The sequence below is a fragment of the Sedimentibacter acidaminivorans genome (genome assembly GCF_017873955.1).
Classification (GTDB): Bacteria; Bacillota; Clostridia; order Tissierellales; family Sedimentibacteraceae; genus Sedimentibacter; species Sedimentibacter acidaminivorans.
The window spans coordinates 170493-188630 of sequence record NZ_JAGGKS010000003.1; the positions used below are offsets into that span (position 1 = coordinate 170493).

Here is an 18138-nt window from a genome sequence, read left to right on the forward strand (position 1 = left end):
TTTTATTTAAATAACTGAAGGGATTTCATAACTTCTTTTTCCCTATCCCTCATTTCTTCTTTTTCATCTTCCATCATATGGTCGTAACCAAGCAAATGTAGCATGCTATGAACTGTAAGATAAATCATTTCTCGTTCAAGACTATGTCCAAAATTTTTAGCTTGTTCTATTATTTTTTGTGTAGATAGTATTACATCTCCTAACATTATAACACCCTCTTGATCCTCTTCATCATCCATGGGAAATGATAATACATCTGTGTCACTATCTACATTTCTATAAATTCTATTGAGTTCTTTAATTTCTTCATTAGTTACAAAAGATACACTTACTTCAAAGTTTCCTTCAGCTTGTTCAAACTCAATAGTAGCATTTATGGCTTTTTCTACAGCTTTCATGTTCTCTTCTTTTATTTCCATAAAGTCTTGTCTATTATCAAACAATACTTCTATCATTATTTTTTCACCTCATATTTTTCATATGCTTTTATTATATCTTGGACTAATTTATGTCTTACTACGTCAGATGTGTCGAAAAACATAAATCCAATTCCTTCAACGTTTTTCAATATATTTATAACAGATTTAAGACCTGACTTTTTGCCATCAGGTAAGTCTATTTGTGTTATATCTCCTGTTATAACAGCCCTAGAACCATAACCAAGTCTAGTCAAAAACATTTTCATCTGTTCATTAGTTGTATTTTGTGCCTCATCAAGTATTATAAAAGACGAATCAATAGTCCTTCCTCTCATATAAGCTAATGGCGCTACCTCTATCACTTGCTTTTCAACATTTTTAAGGAAATTATCCATACCCATAATATCAAACAAGGCATCATATAAAGGCCTGAGATACGGGTCAACTTTATCTTGTAAATCTCCTGGTAAAAATCCTAATTTCTCTCCCGCTTCTACAGCTGGCCTAGTTAGTATAATTCTTTCTACTTCTTTTTTCCTTAATGCATTTACTGCAGCTGCAACCGCTAAATATGTTTTCCCTGTTCCGGCGGGTCCTATACCAAAGGAAATATCTTTTGTCGCTATTATATCCATATATCTTTTCTGTCCCATAGTTTTAGGCTTAATCACTCTACCTGAAAAAGTTGTAACTACAATATCCTTTAATATATCATTAAAATTTATATTATTTTTTTCTCTGTTAGCTTCAATTAAATAAACAATTTTCTGTTCACTTATTTCACCTTCAGAATCTAAAATATCCATAATATCTTTTAAGATTTTACCAACTACCTGAGATGATGTTTTATCACCTGTAATTTTAATTTCATCGTTCCTAATAAGTATATTTACATCAAAGTAACTTTTTATTGTCTTTAAGTTCTTATCATGTGTTCCAAGAATTTTACTAACATTTTCTTGGCTTTTTATTAGCACCCTTTCTTCAAAGTTATCCATTAATCCTCCTTGATTTCTGCATTATTGTCCATTTCTTCATTTTCTTCAATAGGGTATATTTTTATACTTTCCCCTATATCTTCTATGACTTCAATTTGCGCATTTAAATAGTAATATTTTTCATCTTTTTGATAATTGAAAGATGTACTTAATGTTTTTGCATCTTTTCCACACATTTTTATTAAATTATCATATAAATTTATTTTCATTTTGTTTTTAGCTGAATTTTCATCTATTTCAATTTGACTTATTTTCTCTTCAAAAAACTTACCTTTTACAAACGAAATACCAGTTATATTTGACAATATTGGAATTTTAATTGCCCTCTCACTATAATTATAGTTTTTAAATGGCTTTATGTCACCTATTATTTTATGTTTTTTATCACTTAGTTTAATATAATATATATTTTTAGTATTATCAGTGGATTTTGTAATGTTTCTAATTTTTTCTTCTTTTATTTCAAAATTATAATAAGTTTTTCCATAAATAGTACCCTCTGACGGAACCATCATAAAATCATCAGAGTTTTTATTTTTTACTATACCCATAACTAGAGTTTGCCCTTTATAAACTACATCTCCAACACGTACTACAAGCTGACCATTTTTCACAATTGCTTTATTTATTATAGCATTTTTTGTAGATATAATACTTGATGGTGTATTTTCTTTTATAACAGATGATTCTAGTTCTTTTTCTTTTACAAAAATAATTAGTTTTGAACCCTCTACATATGCTTCCACGAACTTAAAACTTGCAAATTCTTTGTGAAGTAGTGTTTCTATATGTTTTTCATTTAAATTACTTATAGTTGAAGGCATTTTTATTCCATTTTTACTTAATGTATCTTTGATATTTCTAGAAACTATCTGATTTGTTCCAACAACTTCGATATTCCAAACTAAGTTAGAAAACATAAAAAAAGATATTATAAGTACAATTATACCAATTATAAAACCTTTACGCAATTCTAGTTTTTTTAGTTTAAATGATAATCCAGTTTTTTTTGTAGGTTCTAATTTAATATCCCTTATAATTTTATAGTATTTTTTATAATCATCATTAGAAATTTTAAAACTAACACCATTATCATTTTTTTCTATATCCCAAAGATTTATTTTGTTTCTCTGAAGTACATTTATAGTTTTTTCGTAATTAGTGTCTGTAATATTAATTATTACATATCCTCTAATTAAATTCCATAACTTAAATGTTATCATACCTACTCCTTTGAATTTATTTTTATTTCTTCTACTAACCCTTTAATAATTACTTTAAAATCATTTATTTCTTCTATTTTAAACTTAGAACCTTTAATCATAATAATTTGTTCTTTTGTTTTAACTCCTACCATGTCTTTTTCATAAACTGTTAGTCCTAAATGATTTTCAATTATTACTTTTTTATTTCCTTGTATTCTCATATCAAAGTTATCAGAAACAACATTATTTGGAATTTCTAAATCATCAGCTAGCTTGCTTCTTAAATTATTAAATTTCAATGAAGCACCCCCTCAATTGAGATTTTTTGCACACTAAATATATTTCCTTATAATATAAAAATATGCATATACTATTAATACTATGATATGCATATTTTTATATTGTAATGTTTATGAACTTAATCAAAAAAAACCCTGAGTTATCAGGGCTTTTAAGCTAATGCAAATATTTTGCTACGATTTGATTTACTTGCTTACCGTCTGCTTTGCCTTTTACTTTTGGCATAATGAGAGCCATAAGCTTACCCAGATCTTTTTTAGTCTGAGCGCCACTTTGTTCAATTGCATCTTTCACAATTGATTCAAGATCTGCATCTGACAGTTGTGGCGGTAAATAATCTAAAAGTATTTTAATTTCTTCATTAGTAAGATCAATTAGATCTTGTCTATTGCCTTTTTCAAAGTCTTGTATTGAGTCCTTTTTTTGTTTGATTTGCTTAGCTATTATATCAATTATATCCGTATCATCCAGTTCAATTCTTTCATCTACTTCTCTTTGTTTAATAGCTGCTCTAACCATGGTCACAACATTTTTTTTGACCTTGTTTTTAGATTTCATAGAATCTTTTAAATCATCCATGAGCTTCTGTTGTAAAGGCATACTTTCACCTCTTATTCTTATCTCGCTTTTTTAGTTTTCTTTCTACGAGCTGCTTCAGCTTTCTTTTTACGCTTCACACTTGGTTTTTCATAATGCTCTCTTTTTCTTACTTCAGACATAACACCTGTAAGTGCACATTGTCTTTTAAATCTTCTAAGAGCGTTATCTATCGACTCGTTTTCTCTAACTTTTACCTCTGTCATTTGCTACCCTCCCCTCGTATCTACTACTGTATGTCCAAGACACCAGCGAGTTTAAAATAGCACTTATTTATTATATAACATAGAATAATTAAATGCAACTGTTTTATGATAAAGTTTCTGACAATTTTTTTCCACCAAGAATATGGAAATGTAAATGTTGAACTGATTGACAGCCATCCTCTCCACAATTGCTAATTACTCTATATCCTGACTCTTTAATATTTTCCTGTTCAACAATTTGATTAATTGCTTGGAAAATTTCTGCAACAATAGAACTATTTTTACTATTAATTTCATTTATTGATGGAATATGATTTTTAGGTATTACCAGTATATGTACTGGTGCTTGCGGATTTAAATCTTTAAAAGCTAGTATGTTTTTATTTTCAAACACGACTTGTGATGGTATCTCTTTATTAGCTATTTTACAAAATATACAATCCATTTAATCACCCCCTATTTATCTTTAGTTTTTTTAAAAAATTACTTTCCTAAACCTCATTGTATTCACTTTCTAAATAATCGTTACTTACTTTATCAATTATTACATTAACTATTTTATTCTTAATATTATTATCACTTTTTATCAAAACTTTCAAGTAATTTGTTGTATATCCTTCAAAAAAATTGTCATTTTGATTTTCTACTAAAACTGACAAATTTCTACCTACGAATTTTTGCATAAATTTATTTGCAGTTATATCACCTAACTCTATTAATTGCTTACTTCTAGAAGATTTAATTTTATCATCTATTTGTTCCTTCATATCAGCGGCTTTTGTGCCTTCTCTAATTGAATATTTAAAAACATGAATTCTAGAAAACTCAATTTTTTTAACAAATTCATAAGTTTGTTTAAACTCTTCATCTGTTTCACCAGGAAAACCAACTATTATATCAGTTGTAATGCCACTGTCTGGCATATACTTTCTAATAATTTCAACATTATTTAAATATTGAGTTGAAGTATATTTTCTATTCATTCTACTTAATACATCATCACTACCGCTTTGCAATGACAAGTGAAAATGATGACAAACTTTATCTAATTTAGAAATTTTACAAGCAAAATCATCTGTTATTATATTTGGCTCTAATGATCCTAACCTAATTCTTTCTATTCCGCTTATGTCATTTATTTCTTCTATTAATTTTAACAAAGAATCTTTTTCCTTATTTTCAGCACCATAAGATGAAATATGAATTCCATTTAACACTATTTCCTTATATCCATTACTTACAATATTTTTTACTTCATCAATTATATCTTCAAAATTTCTACTCCTTATTGGTCCTCTTACATAAGGTATAATACAATATGAGCAAAATTGACTGCAACCATCTTGTATTTTTATATTTGCTCTCGTTTTATCATGAACTGTGCTAATTTTTAATTCTTCAAAATCTTCTTTACCCTCAAATTTATCAATACAAGATATATTATTAATGTTACTATTTCTATTAATTAGTTTTTGCTTAATAAGCTTAGCTATATCACCCTTATGCTTAGTACCAATAACTATATCCACATTAGTTTCTTTATTTATTTTATCACTATTTAACTGAACACTACAACCTACTGCAACAACTAGTGCATCCTTGTTAAATCTTTTGGCCTTATTTATAAACTGCCTTGATTTTCTTTCACTTTCTTTTGTTACAGCACATGTGTTAATTATATATATATCGCTTTTTTCTTGTTGTGCAACTACCTTAAATCCTTCTTTTTCCAAAAGTTCTGTCATAGCTTCAGTTTCAAATTGATTAACCTTACATCCAAGTGTAGTAAATGACACAGTGTGCATTGTTTCTTTTTTTTTATCATTTATATTACATTTATTATCTATATTATATTTATCCAAATTAATTTCTCCTCTAAAAATCAAATAAAATTACAATTAGATAAATAATAACATATATCTTATAGTTTATCAAAGAAAATTTTCATGTGCAAAATGCATCTTCGATGTGTTCTATTACTTTATCATCTAAAATAATTTCTATTACATCAAATTGACACTGTATATCAGAATATTTTCTCTGTAACAGAAAAAACTTAGCACAGGATATGATTTTTTTTTGTTTACTTATGGTTACTGCTTCTCTAGGTAAACCGTACTTAATATTTTTTCTTCCTTTAACTTCAATAAAAGAAATTATTCCATCTTTTAATGCAATAATATCAATTTCTCCAAATTTGCTAGTAAAGTTTTGCTCTAAAATCTTGTAGTTATTTTTAAGTAAATATCGTTTTGCAATTTCTTCATATTGATAACCTTTATTATCTTTATACATGGCTAATACTCCTGTATTTGTTATTATACCTGCCATTTAAATATGTCAATTTGCATTTTACTATTAATTTTTATTAATTCTGAGATATCAATTCTTCAAACTTACTCTACTAAATTTATATTTATTTAGTTATATTTAGAATTTCATATTCACCTTTTTCTATATGCGAATTATAAAATTCTTTCATAACCTTAATCATATTATATGTATCTTTAATTCCAGCAGTTTCATAAGAAGAATGCATTGATAATTGTGCTAAACCTATATCAACCATACATATACTAACTTTAGTCGAAGCTATATTTCCTAACGTACTACCTCCAGGCATATCAGAACGATTTGTGTATGACTGATATGGAACATCTGCTTTTTTACAATATGATTTAATTAGCGCAGCACTTAAAGCATCTGTAGTATATTTTTGATTAGAATTATATTTTATAACTATTCCTTCATTCATATAAACACGATTAGTTGGGTCGCTTAATTCTTGATGATTAGGGTGAACCGCATGTGCATTATCAGCAGATAAAAGCAAAGATGAAGATAATGCACAAAGATATTCTTCTTTTGTTTTTCCTAATTTTTCACTTATTCTGCTCAATGTATCTTCTAAAAACGTAGATGCAGCACCTTGCTTTGTTGAACTGCCAACTTCTTCATTGTCAAAGCAACAATAAACATCAATTGATTTAGAATTAAAGCCATCTATAAATGCTTTTAATGAAGAAAATGCACATTGTAAATCATCTAATTTAGGTGAAGATATAAATTCATTTTTACTTCCCCAAATAGATGGTTTCATACGATTATACAAAAATAAATCTGATGCTATAATATTTTCTTTTTCTACACAAGCTGATTCTGCAATTATATCTGTAAATTTATCCTTTTCATCATCACACAACCCAAACAATGGTAACAAGTCAACTTGTTCATTGTATTTCTTTCCAGTATTTACTTCCTTATTCATGTGAATTGCAACATTTGGTATTAGCACTAAATCCCTATCTACTTTGACTAATTTTGTACTTAACTCATCACCTTTTCCAATAATTACTCTACCTGCTACTGAAAGTGGACGGTCAAACCAAGTTGAATAAATCATCCCTCCATATTTCTCAGTATTTAATTGTATGTATTTGTTTTTTGATTGAATTTCATAATTTTCTTTAATTTTAAAAGTAGGAGAATCACTGTGAGACGCTATAATATTGTAACTGTAATTATCTAAGTTTTCACCTACTTTAAACGCAATTATTGAAGATAAATTACGGGTTACATAATACTTTTTTCCTTTTTCAAGATGCCATTTTTTACTTTCAAATAGTTCTATAAAACCATTTTCATCTAATTGTTCTTTTATTGTGTTAATAGCATGAAAGCAACTAGGGCTTTTCTCTATGAAATTTAATAATTCTTTTGATATTTCCTTATACATTTTAACCTCCATGAAGTGAAATTGAATACAATTATTATAAACTTTATTTATATCTTTGTAAATATAATAAAATTCTAATAAATTGATATGAAAATTCTAGAATAACACAAATAAGTAGAGATGATGTATCATCTCTACTTATTTGTGTTGCACTAAAATTCATTTATTCTATTTTTTATATACCCAATTAAACTTAACCCAAGTGTTATAACAAAGCTAGAACAAAATATAAATAAAATCCTATGTAAGCCAACAATATTCATAATTATTGCTAAAATAAATTCTATTATTAAAATAATTTTTATTTTTGCCCTAAAATGAACATATTCATTTTTTGTTAAAGGCTTATTTTTGTCTTCAATTGGTCCTAATATATATATAGATACTCCAGCCATTATCATAGTTAAAAGTAGAATAAACTGGTTTATTTGCATTGAAGTATACTTAGTTGCAAATAATACTGCTGTCACAGTTAAACAAGAAATCACAAAGCATATTATGTAGTTTGGAGCATGATACCCCCCCGTATAACCTTTTAACGGAACAAATATTATAAGAAAAACAATACATTCTATTAACATATTCATAAAAAAACTGATTGTAATCATTGTGAGAAAGTTTAATAAATAAGAAATAGCAATTTCTATACCATATTCATAGATATTTCTATCTTCTTCACTTATAATTCTTTGTTCTATAAAACCATTTAATATGCTTTGACTTAACGAGCTTATCATTTTATCTTGCTAAGTTTTTTTAAATCAGTAGGCACTATTGGTTGATGTGCAATAATACATGAAGTTGTATTTGCATTTTTAACTGCAACATTATACATTGTTCTTGCTAACGTTTTCTTTAAATTTGTTTTAATTAAATTCATTTTTGTTCCTCCTAATAAATTTATTTTAGTTCATTATAATATGTTATATTTTTATGTCAATAATATTTGTAATTTTTGACTTAAATTTTGTAAAAACGACCCTTTATGGTAAATTATTACAATAATATATAAATTAAGTTTTAATAATCTAAACAGGTATAGATATATTAGTAATAAACTTAAGTTCTTCATTATTATAAAAATAAAATACTTGACCTTTATATTTTTTAACAGTTTTTACTATACTTTTCATCCCAAAACCATGATCACTTAAATTGAATTTACTTGTAATAAGTTCACCATCTTGAATCACAGGATCTATATAACAGCTATTTGCAAGTTCTATTGTTATGAATTTACCATTAACCATGTAAATTTCTAATATAATTTCTTTGTTTTCACTTTTTTCACAGCTTTCTAAAGCATTATCTAATATATTAGAAAATATCGTGCATATATCAATGTCATTAATAAACTCCAAATTTACATTTTGTATATGAAATGTAAATTTAATATCTTTGTTTTGTGCTATTTGCATCTTTTCATTTAAAACTATATCTAATGCTTTGTTTTTACTAATTGGTTTTAGTGAAAAATACTGCATGTCTTCATTGAAATTTTCAATATATTTAATAATTTCAAGGTTGTTACCAATTTTAGCAAACTCATCTATTAACCTAATATGCTTTTTTATATCATGCTCAATTATTTTAACATTGTCATAGTTCTCTTTCAATATTTTATAATGCTTCATATCTAGCTCTGATTTTTGCTTTAATAATGCAAATTCTTTTAAATTTGTTTGCTCTTTTATACTTTGTTCAAATATGTAAAAAATAAGCATGCTTGAAAACATAAGCCCTATTGCACTTATTAATGCTGCTATAGATTTATTTGTATCAATTTTAATATTTGAAGTTATAGATATAAACATATATAATACAGTTACAATAGTTGCTGATATTAACAATAGCGCCAAAAACTTATCTTCAGGTATTTTATTTGTATTTTTATTTAAGTTATTACAAAAAGATTTAACTAATAAAAACATCATTGTTTTAGATATAATAGCCAATATGATTATTTCTTGCATAGAAAGAGTTAAATTCTTAAATAATATTTTCAAGATAAACAGTGCAATTACTTCTGTTACAGTCATAATTAAAATTAAAAACATTGTATAATATACTTTTTTACTAAACTTACCTTCATACAATATTAAAGAGATAAAAAATGTAAAAATAATAAAAGCACTTAAATTAAGTAATGTACTGTTAAAAGTATGAATTATTGTAATTGTACCATAACTGGAAAACAAAATAGTATAATGCTTAATATTGCCATATTTTTTTATAAAAACTACCGCAAACAACAAATTTACAATTAAGGCTTCAAAAATATAAGTACAAAGCATTGAAAATTCATAAGCAATTTTCATCTAAATTTCCTCCCGTATAACATCCACTCTTTTCTTACATTCCCAATAAGTTTTGTGTTAATATATTCTTCAATTTCCTGATTACCCTTTTTTAATAATAACTTGTCATCTTCAAATCCTGAAACGTATAAAAGATTTGCAAGTCTTTTTCTGTATGTATGTACAAAATCAAAATTTTCTAAGATTTTTTCCATTTCAGAAAAACTTTTATTTGTTTCATAAATATTATCTGATGTTTCTAACGATACTTTTCTGCCATCAATAAATACACGAATAATATCAATGATTTTAATTTCACACAACTGTCCTCTGTAATCTCTAACACTAATATATTGTTTTTCTTTGTTTATATCCATAATTACAATATCCAATGCCCTAAATAACCTATCTTTGTCAACAGGCTTGTTCAAATATCTCATTACCTTTAAATCAAATGCAAAATCTATATAATTATCAAAGCCAGTTACAAACATAATTATAGCATCAGGACACTCTCTTATTATAAACTTTGCTGTGTCAATTCCATTTATACAATCCATTTCTATATCTAAAAAAAACATATCAAAATCAGATAGTTTTTCTGATACAAGTTTATTTCCATCCTCATAGCATTTGATTTCAAATATTAAGTTGTTATATCTTTCATATTCATTCAAAATATCGCATAATTCATTGCAACATACAACTTCATCATCACAGATAGCAATCTTATAATTATCCATCAATTATCCCCAATCTACTTTTGATTACCATCATTATACAATATTCTACAATATTTCTCAAGTTTACTTTTTATAATACTAATTCAGTGCTAATAGACTTCATGAATAAAGCATGTATAATTTTAATTACACATGCTTTAATAAGATTTATCAAATTTAGTATTACTTTAAATCTTTATTTTCCCCCAATTAAATAAAGATGCTTTTCTTATATTTGATATAATCTTCTATAATTTCCCTTTATGTATATTAATGCTCACTATATGTCATCTGAATGAATAAACAAAACTAAATTATCTTTTTGCTAGTATAATTATTATATTGATATATTAATACAATAACAAACTAAGTCAATAGATTTTGTAAATTTTACTATTATTTTTGCAAAAACGTATGATTATGGTAATTTTTTCTATTTGAATAGCAAAAAAAACAACATAAAACAAATTATTTTATGTTGTTTTTATATTTTTATTGAGGATCTTTGTGAGAAATGTATTCCTATGTATTTCAATAGGTCCATATTCTAACAATGCAGTCCTATGATCTTTTGTACCATAGCCTTTATTTTTTGCAAATTTGTACTGTGGATATTGATTATCTAGTTTTTCCATTTGCCTATCTCTTGTTACTTTTGCGATAATTGATGCTGCAGCTATTCCATGACATTTTTCATCACCCTTGATTATATTCAATTGAGGAATATCTAAATCGAGTTTTTCTGCATCTATCAAAAGGTGATCTGGCATTATTTTTTTTCCATCTTTATCTCTTAAATTTTCTATTGCTAATTTCATTGCTAGTTTTGTTGCATTTTTTATATTAACTTCATCTATAGTTTTACAATCAATTTTACCTATTCCTACAGCTACACAAGATTCCATTATTATATCATATAGTTTGTCTCTTTTTTTTGGTGAAAGTTTTTTAGAATCATTTACACCTTCTATTAATAAACCCTTGGGCATTACTATTGCACATGCAACTACATCCCCTGCTAGGCAACCTCTGCCAACTTCATCAATACAAGCTATGTTTTCATAACCCTTGTCCCACAATTCTTGTTCAATTTCTAACATAATGTCCCCCTTCTAATTCATATCTATAGCATTTTTGGTCTTTCCAATGACATTCTACCTAGATTTCCATCTCTAAAATCCTTTAATATCATCCTGCTAACTTTTAAATAATCTATTTCTGTTTTATTATATACGCACGCTCTCTTAATAGCAATATTATCAATGGTATCAATTACTCTTTCACCAGGTTCTACCCCATATCTTACAAGCAATGAATTTTCTAATCCCATATTTCTCATTCTTTCAACAAAATTAAAAGCTATTTCTTCAAGAACAAGAACCTCATCCCTTATTGCTCCAGAAAAAGCAAGATTCAATGCACCATCTTCGTTTATAAATTTAGGCCATAAAATACCTGGAGTATCTAATAGCTCAATATTACCAGTCAATCGTATCCATTGTTTTGCTTTTGTAATACCAGGGATATTACCAGTTTTAGTGCTTTTCTTTTTTGCCAGTGAATTTATAAGCGTAGATTTCCCCACATTTGGAATGCCTGCAATCATAGCTTTAATTGTTTTATGCAACAAACCTCTTTTTTTATATCTCTCAACGATTTCTTTAGAAGCATCCTCTATAGCCATCTCTAATTTTCTAAGTTCTTTATTATTGGTTGAATTGTATAAAACAACAGACCACCCTTGTTTTTTATAGTATTCTTCCCATTCTTTATTAATATTTGGATCTGCTAAATCATATTTATTTAATACAATTAGCCTTTTCTTATCTTTGAACAATTCATCTAAATCTGGATTTTTGCTACTTATAGGAATCCTAGCATCTATAACTTCTATAACTATATTTACAAGTTTAAGATTTTCCTTAAGTAAATCCTTAGTTTTTTTCATATGTCCCGGATACCAATTTATATTCATAATTTACCTCTTCTTACTTTCCTTAATTTTCTATTCAATAACTATAAATATCTAATATTTTATACCTACTAGCTAATACTTCATGAAATTCAACCTCGAAGTACTCACAGGTAAGAAAATGTGAAATTTTATTCTGACTAGCGCATATTTTGAGAAATTGTACGAAATTTTAAAAACAGTTTTGGCACATTTAGCGAAGCGTATGTGTGCCATTGTTTTTAAAATTGAAGTTACAATTTCCAAAATTTTAGCAGGAATAATTAAATTTTGCATTTTCCTACTCACATTTTCTATTCAATAACTGTAAATATCTAATATTTTATTCTGACTAGCGCACATTTTGTGAAATTGTACGAAAATTTAAAAAACAGTTTTGGCACATTTAGCGAAGCGTATGTGTGCCATTGTTTTTTGAATTGAAGTTACAATTTCCAAAATTTTAGCAGGAAGGATAAAATGTTAGATATTTACAAAAAAATTGAGGACGTTCGCCCTCAATTAATATGTTCTCAATTCTTTAACTTTAGTTGCTTTACCAGTTCTTTCTCTTAAGTAGAACAATCTCGCACGTCTAACTTTACCTCTTCTTACTACATCAATTTGTTCAATCTTTGGAGAGTGAATTGGGAATGTTCTTTCAACTCCTATTCCATAAGAAATCTTTCTAACAGTAAAAGTTGCTCTATTGCTTCCACCTTGTTTTTTTATAACTGTACCTTCGAATATCTGAATTCTTTCTCTGTTTCCTTCTTTTATTCTAACGTGTACCTTTATAGTATCACCAACATTAAAAGGTGTAAGTTCACTTTTAACTTGTTCTAATTCTATTGATTTTATTAAGTCCATTTGTATACCTCCTTTCACAAAGCGTTCTTGCATCACAAAATGCAGAGGACCACCGTATACTCTATTGCATTATAGCATAAATGTTATTATGCTGACAACCATTATTTGTACTTATTTATATTTTTTTTCAAGCTTTTTAAACTCTTCGATTACTTCATTATCTTTAATCATATCAGGACGTCTTTCTATTGTTATTTCAATTGATTTATACCGACGCCACTCATCAATATTCTTATGATGACCAGACAACAAAATTTCTGGAACATCTAAATCTAAATAACTTTCTGGTCTAGTGTATTGGGGATACTCCAACAAACTATTGCTATGAGATTCATCTATTGATGACTCATCTGACCCAAGTACACCTGGTAAAAGTCTACTCACTGCATCTACAAGCATTAAAACTGGTAGCTCTCCACTTGTTAAAACATAATCCCCCATAGATATTTCTTCATCAACATATTTGTCAATAATTCTTTGATCTATACCTTCATAATGTCCTGCAATAAGGATAATATGATCTTTTTTAGAAAGTTCTCTAGCTTTATTTTGTGTAAATAAATTGCCTTTCGGTGATAAATATATTATATATGAATTGTCCATTTTTACAGCATCCAAAGCTTTAAACATAGGTTCAGGCTTAATTAACATGCCTGGACCACCGCCATATGGATAATCATCAACCTTATTATGCTTGTTTTCAGAAAAATCTCTAAGGTTTGTATAATCTAATTGAAAATAATTATTCTTAATTGCTCTTCCTATTATTCCATTATTAGCATAAACCTCAATTAGCTCTGGAAACAAAGTTATAATGTCAAATTTCATTCCAACAGCCCCTCAATAACATTTATAATAATTTTTCTATCTTTCATATTTACTTCTTTTACTACTTCCTTAACAGCAGGTATTAAATAGGTTTTATCATTGTTTTTAATTTCATATACATCATTAGCTCCAGGTTGATATATCTCGCTTATTTCGCCTATATATTCACCCTCATCAGAATATACCTTCATACCTTCTAGTTCAAATAAGTAATAGGTATCTTCAGGCAAATCTCTTAACTGATCTTCAAATATAGATATATAAGAATTTTTAAAGGATTCCGCAGTACTCATATCCTCTATATTTTCAAGAGTCAAGTACACAGTTCCTTTTCTATACCAAACCTCTTTGATTTTTCTTTTTATATTATCCTTTTCTGTATAAACATACTCAAGATCATCAAATCTTTCCAAATCATCAGTAAATGGTACGCATTTTATACAACCTTTAACACCATGTGTGTTTACTATTTTTCCAACCTTAATATAATCTTTCATAATTACCTCTGTTAATTTTAGTGCAAATATATAGGGATTAGTATACTAATCCCCCAAATAGGTATTATTATTGAATAATTTCTACAATTACTCTTTTATTATCTTTGGTAGCAGCGGCTTTAACAACTGTTCTAATAGCTTTTGCTATTCTGCCTTGCTTTCCTATTACTTTACCCATATCGTCAGGAGCTACTTTTAATTCTATTATAAGTGATTGACTGCCTTCAACTTCATTTACGGTTACAAGTTCTGGATAATCGACTAGTGATTTTGCTATATATTCTACTAATTCACCCATTATAATCACCTCTTATTTATTTTCATCTCTTTTTTCATAAATACCGTTAGTTTTAAATAACATACCAACTGTTTCTGTAGGTTTAGCTCCGTTGTTTAACCATTTAATAGCACTTTCATCATTGATTTTAACTATTTTTGGCTCAACTACAGGATTGTAATATCCGATTTCTTCTATAAAACGTCCATCTCTTGGAGAACGAGAATCAGCTACAACTATTCTGTAAAAAGGTTTCTTTTTAGAACCCATTCTTTTTAATCTTATCTTAACTGACATTAATATCACCTCCTTATATTTATATTAGTAAACTATATATGATAAAGGAAAATTCCTAAATCTGCATTTGTTAAAATGGCAACCCTAATTTACCAAGTCCACCCATTCCGCCTTTTTTCTTACCCATTTTTTCCATTGAACTAAATTTTTTCATCATTTTTTTCATTTCATCATATTGTTTTAAAAGCTGATTTACTTTTTGTACTGAAGTACCACTTCCTGCGGCTATCCTTTTTCTTCTGCTACCATTTATTATGGTCGGATTTAATCTTTCTCGTTTTGTCATTGATTGTATTATAGCTTCAGTACGTTTCATTTCGTTTTCGTCAACTTTTAAACCTTTAAGTTTCTTATTGCCACCTAAACCTGGTATCATTTCTAAGATATCATCTAAAGGACCCATATTTTTCATTTGTTGTAATTGTGATAAGAAGTCTTCTAAATTAAATTCTTGAGTTTTTAATTTTTTTTGTAATTCTAGAGCTTGTTTTTCATCAAATGCACCTTGTGCTTTTTCTATAATTGATAAAACATCACCCATTCCTAATATTCTAGATGCCATTCTGTCTGGATAAAAAGGTTCTATTTGATCCATTTTTTCTCCAACGGAAACAAACTTTATAGGTTTATCAACTACATTTCTAATTGAAAGTGCCGCTCCACCTCTGGCATCACCATCTATTTTAGTAAGTATTACTCCTGTTATCTCTAAATATTTATTAAATGTTTCAGCAACCTTTACCGCATCTTGACCTGTCATAGCATCTAAAAGTAAAAGAATTTCATCTGGTTTTACTTCTTCTTTAATTTGAACAAGTTCATTCATCAAATCATCATCTATATGAAGACGTCCAGCAGTATCTATTATTACAACATCATTACCATGTTTTAAAGCATGTTTCATTGCTTCTTTTGCTATAGTAACCGGACTTACTTTATCTCCCATTGCAAATACTGGAACATCAACACTTGCACCAACAACTTCCAATTGTTTGATAGCTGCTGGTCTATATATATCACAAGCAACTAACAATGGTCTTTTACCATCTTTTTTTAGTTTTTTTGCGAGCTTACCTGTAGCAGTAGTTTTACCAGCACCTTGGAGTCCACACATCATAAAGTATGTTATATCATTTGGATTGAATTTTAACTTGCTTTCTGCTTCACCCATTATCTTCATGAGCTCATCATGAACAATTTTTACAACTTGCTGTCCCGGGGTTAAGCTTTCCATAACTTCATGTCCAAGAGAGCGCTCTTTAACATTATTAATAAATGTTTTTACAACTTTATAATTAACATCAGCTTCTAAAAGGGACATCTTAACTTCTTTCATTGCTACATCGATGTCTTTTTCTGTAAGTTTTCCTTTACCTCTAAGTTTTTTTAATGTATTTTGAAGTTTATCAGACAAATTTTCAAACATAATTGAATAGCCTACCCTTCATTTATTATTTTACTTGCCTCTTTTTGAATGTTTTCTACTGAATATTTATATTTTTCATCTGTTATTCCAGAAGCCAACTTTATAATCTTTTCTGCTGACTTATAATATCTATCGTATTTATAATGTAATTTCATTTTATCTTCATATTCTATCAAGCTTTTTTCAGCTCGCTTAAGTGCGTCGTGCACTCCTTGTCTACTAATGTTCATTTCTTCAGCAATTTCTGAAAGGCTGTAGTCTTGATTATAATATAAATCAATTATATTAGCCTGACTGTCCTTTAATAACTCGCTATAGTAATCGAACAGTATGCTAAAAATAAAATTTTTCTCTGACATATAATCACCCACTGTAAAGTATATCGCTTGACAGTGAATTTTACCGCATTTATTATAACTTGTCAATAGTTTTTTCAAATTTTTTTATTATAATTTTATTTATTATAATAAATGGTACGCATGGAATGCGTACCCAACGGTTAATAACATTGATTCTTATTTATTCAAATATTGCATTTACAAATTCTTTTGCATCAAATGTTTGTAAATCATCTATTTGTTCACCTACTCCAATATATTTAATTGGAATATTTAATTCTTTTACAATAGGAAATGCAATTCCTCCTTTTGCTGTTCCGTCCAATTTTGTTAATATCAAACCATTTATTTTACAAGCCTCTCCAAAAAGTTTAGCTTGAATTATACCATTTTGACCTGTTGTTGCATCAATTACAAGATAAACATCTATTGTGGCCTGTGAATATTCTCTATCTAATATTTTAAACATTTTGCTTAATTCATTCATTAGATTAACTTTATTATGAAGCCTACCAGCTGTATCACATATTAAAATATCGCTTTTTCTAGCTTTGGCTGATTGTATTGCATCATAAATAACTGAAGCTGGATCAGAACCATTTTCAGATGAGATAATTTCAACATCTGCTCTAGTACACCATTCTTTTAATTGTTCAACTGCCGCTGCTCTAAATGTATCAGCAGCTGCAACTATTACACTTTTACCTGATGATTTAAGTCTATATGCCATTTTACCTATAGAAGTTGTTTTTCCTACACCATTTACACCAACTACCAATATTACTTTTTGCGCATTTGATTCTTCTTCATTTACTTCATGCTCTTCAAGCATGTTTGCAAGATAAGTTTTAATTAAATTTTTTATTTCTCCCGTATCTTCTATTTTATTTTTCTTTACTTGCTCCTTTATATATTCGATAATGTCAAGAGTTGTTTCCACTCCCATATCAGATGTTATCAAGATTTCTTCTAACTCTTCTAAAAATTCATCATCTATTTTTCTATGTGAATATATAATGTTTTCTATTTGTTCGGTTAAATTTTTCTTTGTCTTTGATAATCCTTCTTTTAATTTAGAGAAGAATCCCTTTTTTTCTGTACCCATGATACCTCCAAGTGTTAATTTTAATTAAAAAACGAAACATATACAATGCGTTCCTTACAATCACCTATT

Annotated in this window: 24 protein-coding genes; all 24 read right to left on the minus strand. The window is 27.6% G+C overall.

Annotation, left to right across the window (positions count from 1 at the left end):
- Positions 1-2 precede the first annotated feature (2 nt).
- Complete coding sequence (ybeY, locus tag J2Z76_RS06410) at positions 3-455, minus strand: rRNA maturation RNase YbeY (RefSeq protein ID WP_209511184.1); 453 nt, start codon at positions 453-455, stop codon at positions 3-5.
- Positions 455-1417, minus strand: coding sequence for a PhoH family protein (locus J2Z76_RS06415; protein ID WP_209511185.1), 963 nt, complete (start codon positions 1415-1417; stop codon positions 455-457). Before J2Z76_RS06415 ends, ybeY begins: the two co-directional genes overlap by 1 nt.
- Complete coding sequence (locus J2Z76_RS06420; protein WP_209511186.1) at positions 1417-2640, minus strand: sporulation protein YqfD; 1224 nt, start codon at positions 2638-2640, stop codon at positions 1417-1419. Before J2Z76_RS06420 ends, J2Z76_RS06415 begins: the two co-directional genes overlap by 1 nt.
- A 2-nt stretch (positions 2641-2642) precedes the next feature.
- Positions 2643-2921: a YabP/YqfC family sporulation protein gene (locus tag J2Z76_RS06425; RefSeq protein ID WP_245210365.1), complete on the minus strand. Its 279-nt coding sequence runs from the start codon at positions 2919-2921 to the stop codon at positions 2643-2645.
- Positions 2922-3078: 157 nt separating this feature from the next.
- Positions 3079-3522, minus strand: a complete 444-nt coding sequence (locus tag J2Z76_RS06430; protein ID WP_209511187.1) for a GatB/YqeY domain-containing protein — start codon at positions 3520-3522, stop codon at positions 3079-3081.
- A gap of 17 nt (positions 3523-3539) precedes the next feature.
- Positions 3540-3725 (minus strand): 30S ribosomal protein S21, encoded by a 186-nt coding sequence (rpsU, locus tag J2Z76_RS06435; RefSeq protein ID WP_209511188.1) that lies wholly within the window; start codon positions 3723-3725, stop codon positions 3540-3542.
- Between the two features lie 103 nt (positions 3726-3828).
- Positions 3829-4170, minus strand: a complete 342-nt coding sequence (locus J2Z76_RS06440) for a histidine triad nucleotide-binding protein (protein ID WP_209511189.1) — start codon at positions 4168-4170, stop codon at positions 3829-3831.
- A 46-nt stretch (positions 4171-4216) separates the two neighbouring features.
- Positions 4217-5530, minus strand: coding sequence for a tRNA (N(6)-L-threonylcarbamoyladenosine(37)-C(2))-methylthiotransferase MtaB (gene mtaB / locus J2Z76_RS06445; protein ID WP_209511392.1), 1314 nt, complete (start codon positions 5528-5530; stop codon positions 4217-4219).
- A 139-nt stretch (positions 5531-5669) separates the two neighbouring features.
- Complete coding sequence (locus J2Z76_RS06450; RefSeq protein ID WP_209511190.1) at positions 5670-6020, minus strand: YraN family protein; 351 nt, start codon at positions 6018-6020, stop codon at positions 5670-5672.
- A 121-nt stretch (positions 6021-6141) separates the two neighbouring features.
- The gene (locus tag J2Z76_RS06455) at positions 6142-7461 is read right to left on the minus strand and encodes a M18 family aminopeptidase (RefSeq protein WP_209511191.1); all 1320 of its coding nucleotides are present in this window, start codon (positions 7459-7461) and stop codon (positions 6142-6144) included.
- A gap of 152 nt (positions 7462-7613) precedes the next feature.
- Complete coding sequence (locus J2Z76_RS06460; protein ID WP_209511192.1) at positions 7614-8198, minus strand: accessory gene regulator ArgB-like protein; 585 nt, start codon at positions 8196-8198, stop codon at positions 7614-7616.
- Positions 8195-8341 (minus strand): AgrD family cyclic lactone autoinducer peptide, encoded by a 147-nt coding sequence (locus tag J2Z76_RS06465; protein ID WP_209511193.1) that lies wholly within the window; start codon positions 8339-8341, stop codon positions 8195-8197. The genes J2Z76_RS06460 and J2Z76_RS06465 overlap by 4 nt, the downstream gene beginning before the upstream one ends.
- Positions 8342-8489: 148 nt before the next feature.
- On the minus strand, positions 8490-9779 hold the full coding sequence (locus J2Z76_RS06470) for a sensor histidine kinase (RefSeq protein ID WP_209511194.1): 1290 nt from the start codon (positions 9777-9779) through the stop codon (positions 8490-8492).
- Positions 9776-10501: a LytR/AlgR family response regulator transcription factor gene (locus tag J2Z76_RS06475; protein WP_209511195.1), complete on the minus strand. Its 726-nt coding sequence runs from the start codon at positions 10499-10501 to the stop codon at positions 9776-9778. Before J2Z76_RS06475 ends, J2Z76_RS06470 begins: the two co-directional genes overlap by 4 nt.
- A 452-nt stretch (positions 10502-10953) precedes the next feature.
- Positions 10954-11580 carry a ribonuclease HII gene (locus J2Z76_RS06480; RefSeq protein WP_209511196.1) on the minus strand — a complete coding sequence of 209 codons (627 nt, stop codon included), beginning with the start codon at positions 11578-11580 and terminating at the stop codon, positions 10954-10956.
- Between the two features lie 23 nt (positions 11581-11603).
- Positions 11604-12455 carry a ribosome biogenesis GTPase YlqF gene (gene ylqF / locus J2Z76_RS06485; protein WP_209511197.1) on the minus strand — a complete coding sequence of 284 codons (852 nt, stop codon included), beginning with the start codon at positions 12453-12455 and terminating at the stop codon, positions 11604-11606.
- A 498-nt stretch (positions 12456-12953) separates the two neighbouring features.
- Positions 12954-13301, minus strand: coding sequence for a 50S ribosomal protein L19 (gene rplS / locus J2Z76_RS06490; RefSeq protein ID WP_209511198.1), 348 nt, complete (start codon positions 13299-13301; stop codon positions 12954-12956).
- A gap of 111 nt (positions 13302-13412) precedes the next feature.
- Positions 13413-14129, minus strand: a complete 717-nt coding sequence (gene trmD / locus J2Z76_RS06495) for a tRNA (guanosine(37)-N1)-methyltransferase TrmD (protein WP_209511199.1) — start codon at positions 14127-14129, stop codon at positions 13413-13415.
- Positions 14126-14626 carry a ribosome maturation factor RimM gene (gene rimM, locus J2Z76_RS06500; protein ID WP_209511200.1) on the minus strand — a complete coding sequence of 167 codons (501 nt, stop codon included), beginning with the start codon at positions 14624-14626 and terminating at the stop codon, positions 14126-14128. The genes trmD and rimM overlap by 4 nt, the downstream gene beginning before the upstream one ends.
- Positions 14627-14693: 67 nt before the next feature.
- Entirely contained in the window at positions 14694-14924 is a 231-nt protein-coding gene (locus J2Z76_RS06505) for a KH domain-containing protein (RefSeq protein ID WP_209511201.1), read from the minus strand.
- Between the two features lie 12 nt (positions 14925-14936).
- Positions 14937-15200, minus strand: a complete 264-nt coding sequence (gene rpsP / locus J2Z76_RS06510; RefSeq protein ID WP_209511202.1) for a 30S ribosomal protein S16 — start codon at positions 15198-15200, stop codon at positions 14937-14939.
- Positions 15201-15270: 70 nt separating this feature from the next.
- On the minus strand, positions 15271-16629 hold the full coding sequence (gene ffh / locus J2Z76_RS06515) for a signal recognition particle protein (RefSeq protein ID WP_209511393.1): 1359 nt from the start codon (positions 16627-16629) through the stop codon (positions 15271-15273).
- 8 nt (positions 16630-16637) lie between these two features.
- Positions 16638-16985 carry a YlxM family DNA-binding protein gene (ylxM, locus tag J2Z76_RS06520; RefSeq protein WP_209511203.1) on the minus strand — a complete coding sequence of 116 codons (348 nt, stop codon included), beginning with the start codon at positions 16983-16985 and terminating at the stop codon, positions 16638-16640.
- Positions 16986-17145: 160 nt separating this feature from the next.
- Positions 17146-18069: a signal recognition particle-docking protein FtsY gene (gene ftsY / locus J2Z76_RS06525; RefSeq protein WP_209511204.1), complete on the minus strand. Its 924-nt coding sequence runs from the start codon at positions 18067-18069 to the stop codon at positions 17146-17148.
- Positions 18070-18138: the final 69 nt, after the last annotated feature.

Coding starts and splice junctions, on each gene's coding strand:
- trmD (WP_209511199.1), bottom strand. CDS start 14,129: ATGAAATTTGACATTATAACTTTGTTTCCAGAGCTAATTGAGGTTTAT.
- J2Z76_RS06470 (WP_209511194.1), bottom strand. CDS start 9,779: ATGAAAATTGCTTATGAATTTTCAATGCTTTGTACTTATATTTTTGAA.
- ftsY (WP_209511204.1), bottom strand. CDS start 18,069: ATGGGTACAGAAAAAAAGGGATTCTTCTCTAAATTAAAAGAAGGATTA.
- ybeY (WP_209511184.1), bottom strand. CDS start 455: ATGATAGAAGTATTGTTTGATAATAGACAAGACTTTATGGAAATAAAA.
- rimM (WP_209511200.1), bottom strand. CDS start 14,626: ATGAAAGATTATATTAAGGTTGGAAAAATAGTAAACACACATGGTGTT.
- J2Z76_RS06505 (WP_209511201.1), bottom strand. CDS start 14,924: ATGGGTGAATTAGTAGAATATATAGCAAAATCACTAGTCGATTATCCA.
- ylqF (WP_209511197.1), bottom strand. CDS start 12,455: ATGAATATAAATTGGTATCCGGGACATATGAAAAAAACTAAGGATTTA.
- rpsP (WP_209511202.1), bottom strand. CDS start 15,200: ATGTCAGTTAAGATAAGATTAAAAAGAATGGGTTCTAAAAAGAAACCT.
- J2Z76_RS06465 (WP_209511193.1), bottom strand. CDS start 8,341: ATGAATTTAATTAAAACAAATTTAAAGAAAACGTTAGCAAGAACAATG.
- J2Z76_RS06450 (WP_209511190.1), bottom strand. CDS start 6,020: ATGTATAAAGATAATAAAGGTTATCAATATGAAGAAATTGCAAAACGA.
- rpsU (WP_209511188.1), bottom strand. CDS start 3,725: ATGACAGAGGTAAAAGTTAGAGAAAACGAGTCGATAGATAACGCTCTT.
- rplS (WP_209511198.1), bottom strand. CDS start 13,301: ATGGACTTAATAAAATCAATAGAATTAGAACAAGTTAAAAGTGAACTT.
- J2Z76_RS06455 (WP_209511191.1), bottom strand. CDS start 7,461: ATGTATAAGGAAATATCAAAAGAATTATTAAATTTCATAGAGAAAAGC.
- J2Z76_RS06415 (WP_209511185.1), bottom strand. CDS start 1,417: ATGGATAACTTTGAAGAAAGGGTGCTAATAAAAAGCCAAGAAAATGTT.
- J2Z76_RS06480 (WP_209511196.1), bottom strand. CDS start 11,580: ATGTTAGAAATTGAACAAGAATTGTGGGACAAGGGTTATGAAAACATA.
- J2Z76_RS06430 (WP_209511187.1), bottom strand. CDS start 3,522: ATGCCTTTACAACAGAAGCTCATGGATGATTTAAAAGATTCTATGAAA.
- J2Z76_RS06440 (WP_209511189.1), bottom strand. CDS start 4,170: ATGGATTGTATATTTTGTAAAATAGCTAATAAAGAGATACCATCACAA.
- J2Z76_RS06460 (WP_209511192.1), bottom strand. CDS start 8,198: ATGATAAGCTCGTTAAGTCAAAGCATATTAAATGGTTTTATAGAACAA.
- J2Z76_RS06475 (WP_209511195.1), bottom strand. CDS start 10,501: ATGGATAATTATAAGATTGCTATCTGTGATGATGAAGTTGTATGTTGC.
- ylxM (WP_209511203.1), bottom strand. CDS start 16,985: ATGTCAGAGAAAAATTTTATTTTTAGCATACTGTTCGATTACTATAGC.
- J2Z76_RS06420 (WP_209511186.1), bottom strand. CDS start 2,640: ATGATAACATTTAAGTTATGGAATTTAATTAGAGGATATGTAATAATT.
- mtaB (WP_209511392.1), bottom strand. CDS start 5,530: ATGCACACTGTGTCATTTACTACACTTGGATGTAAGGTTAATCAATTT.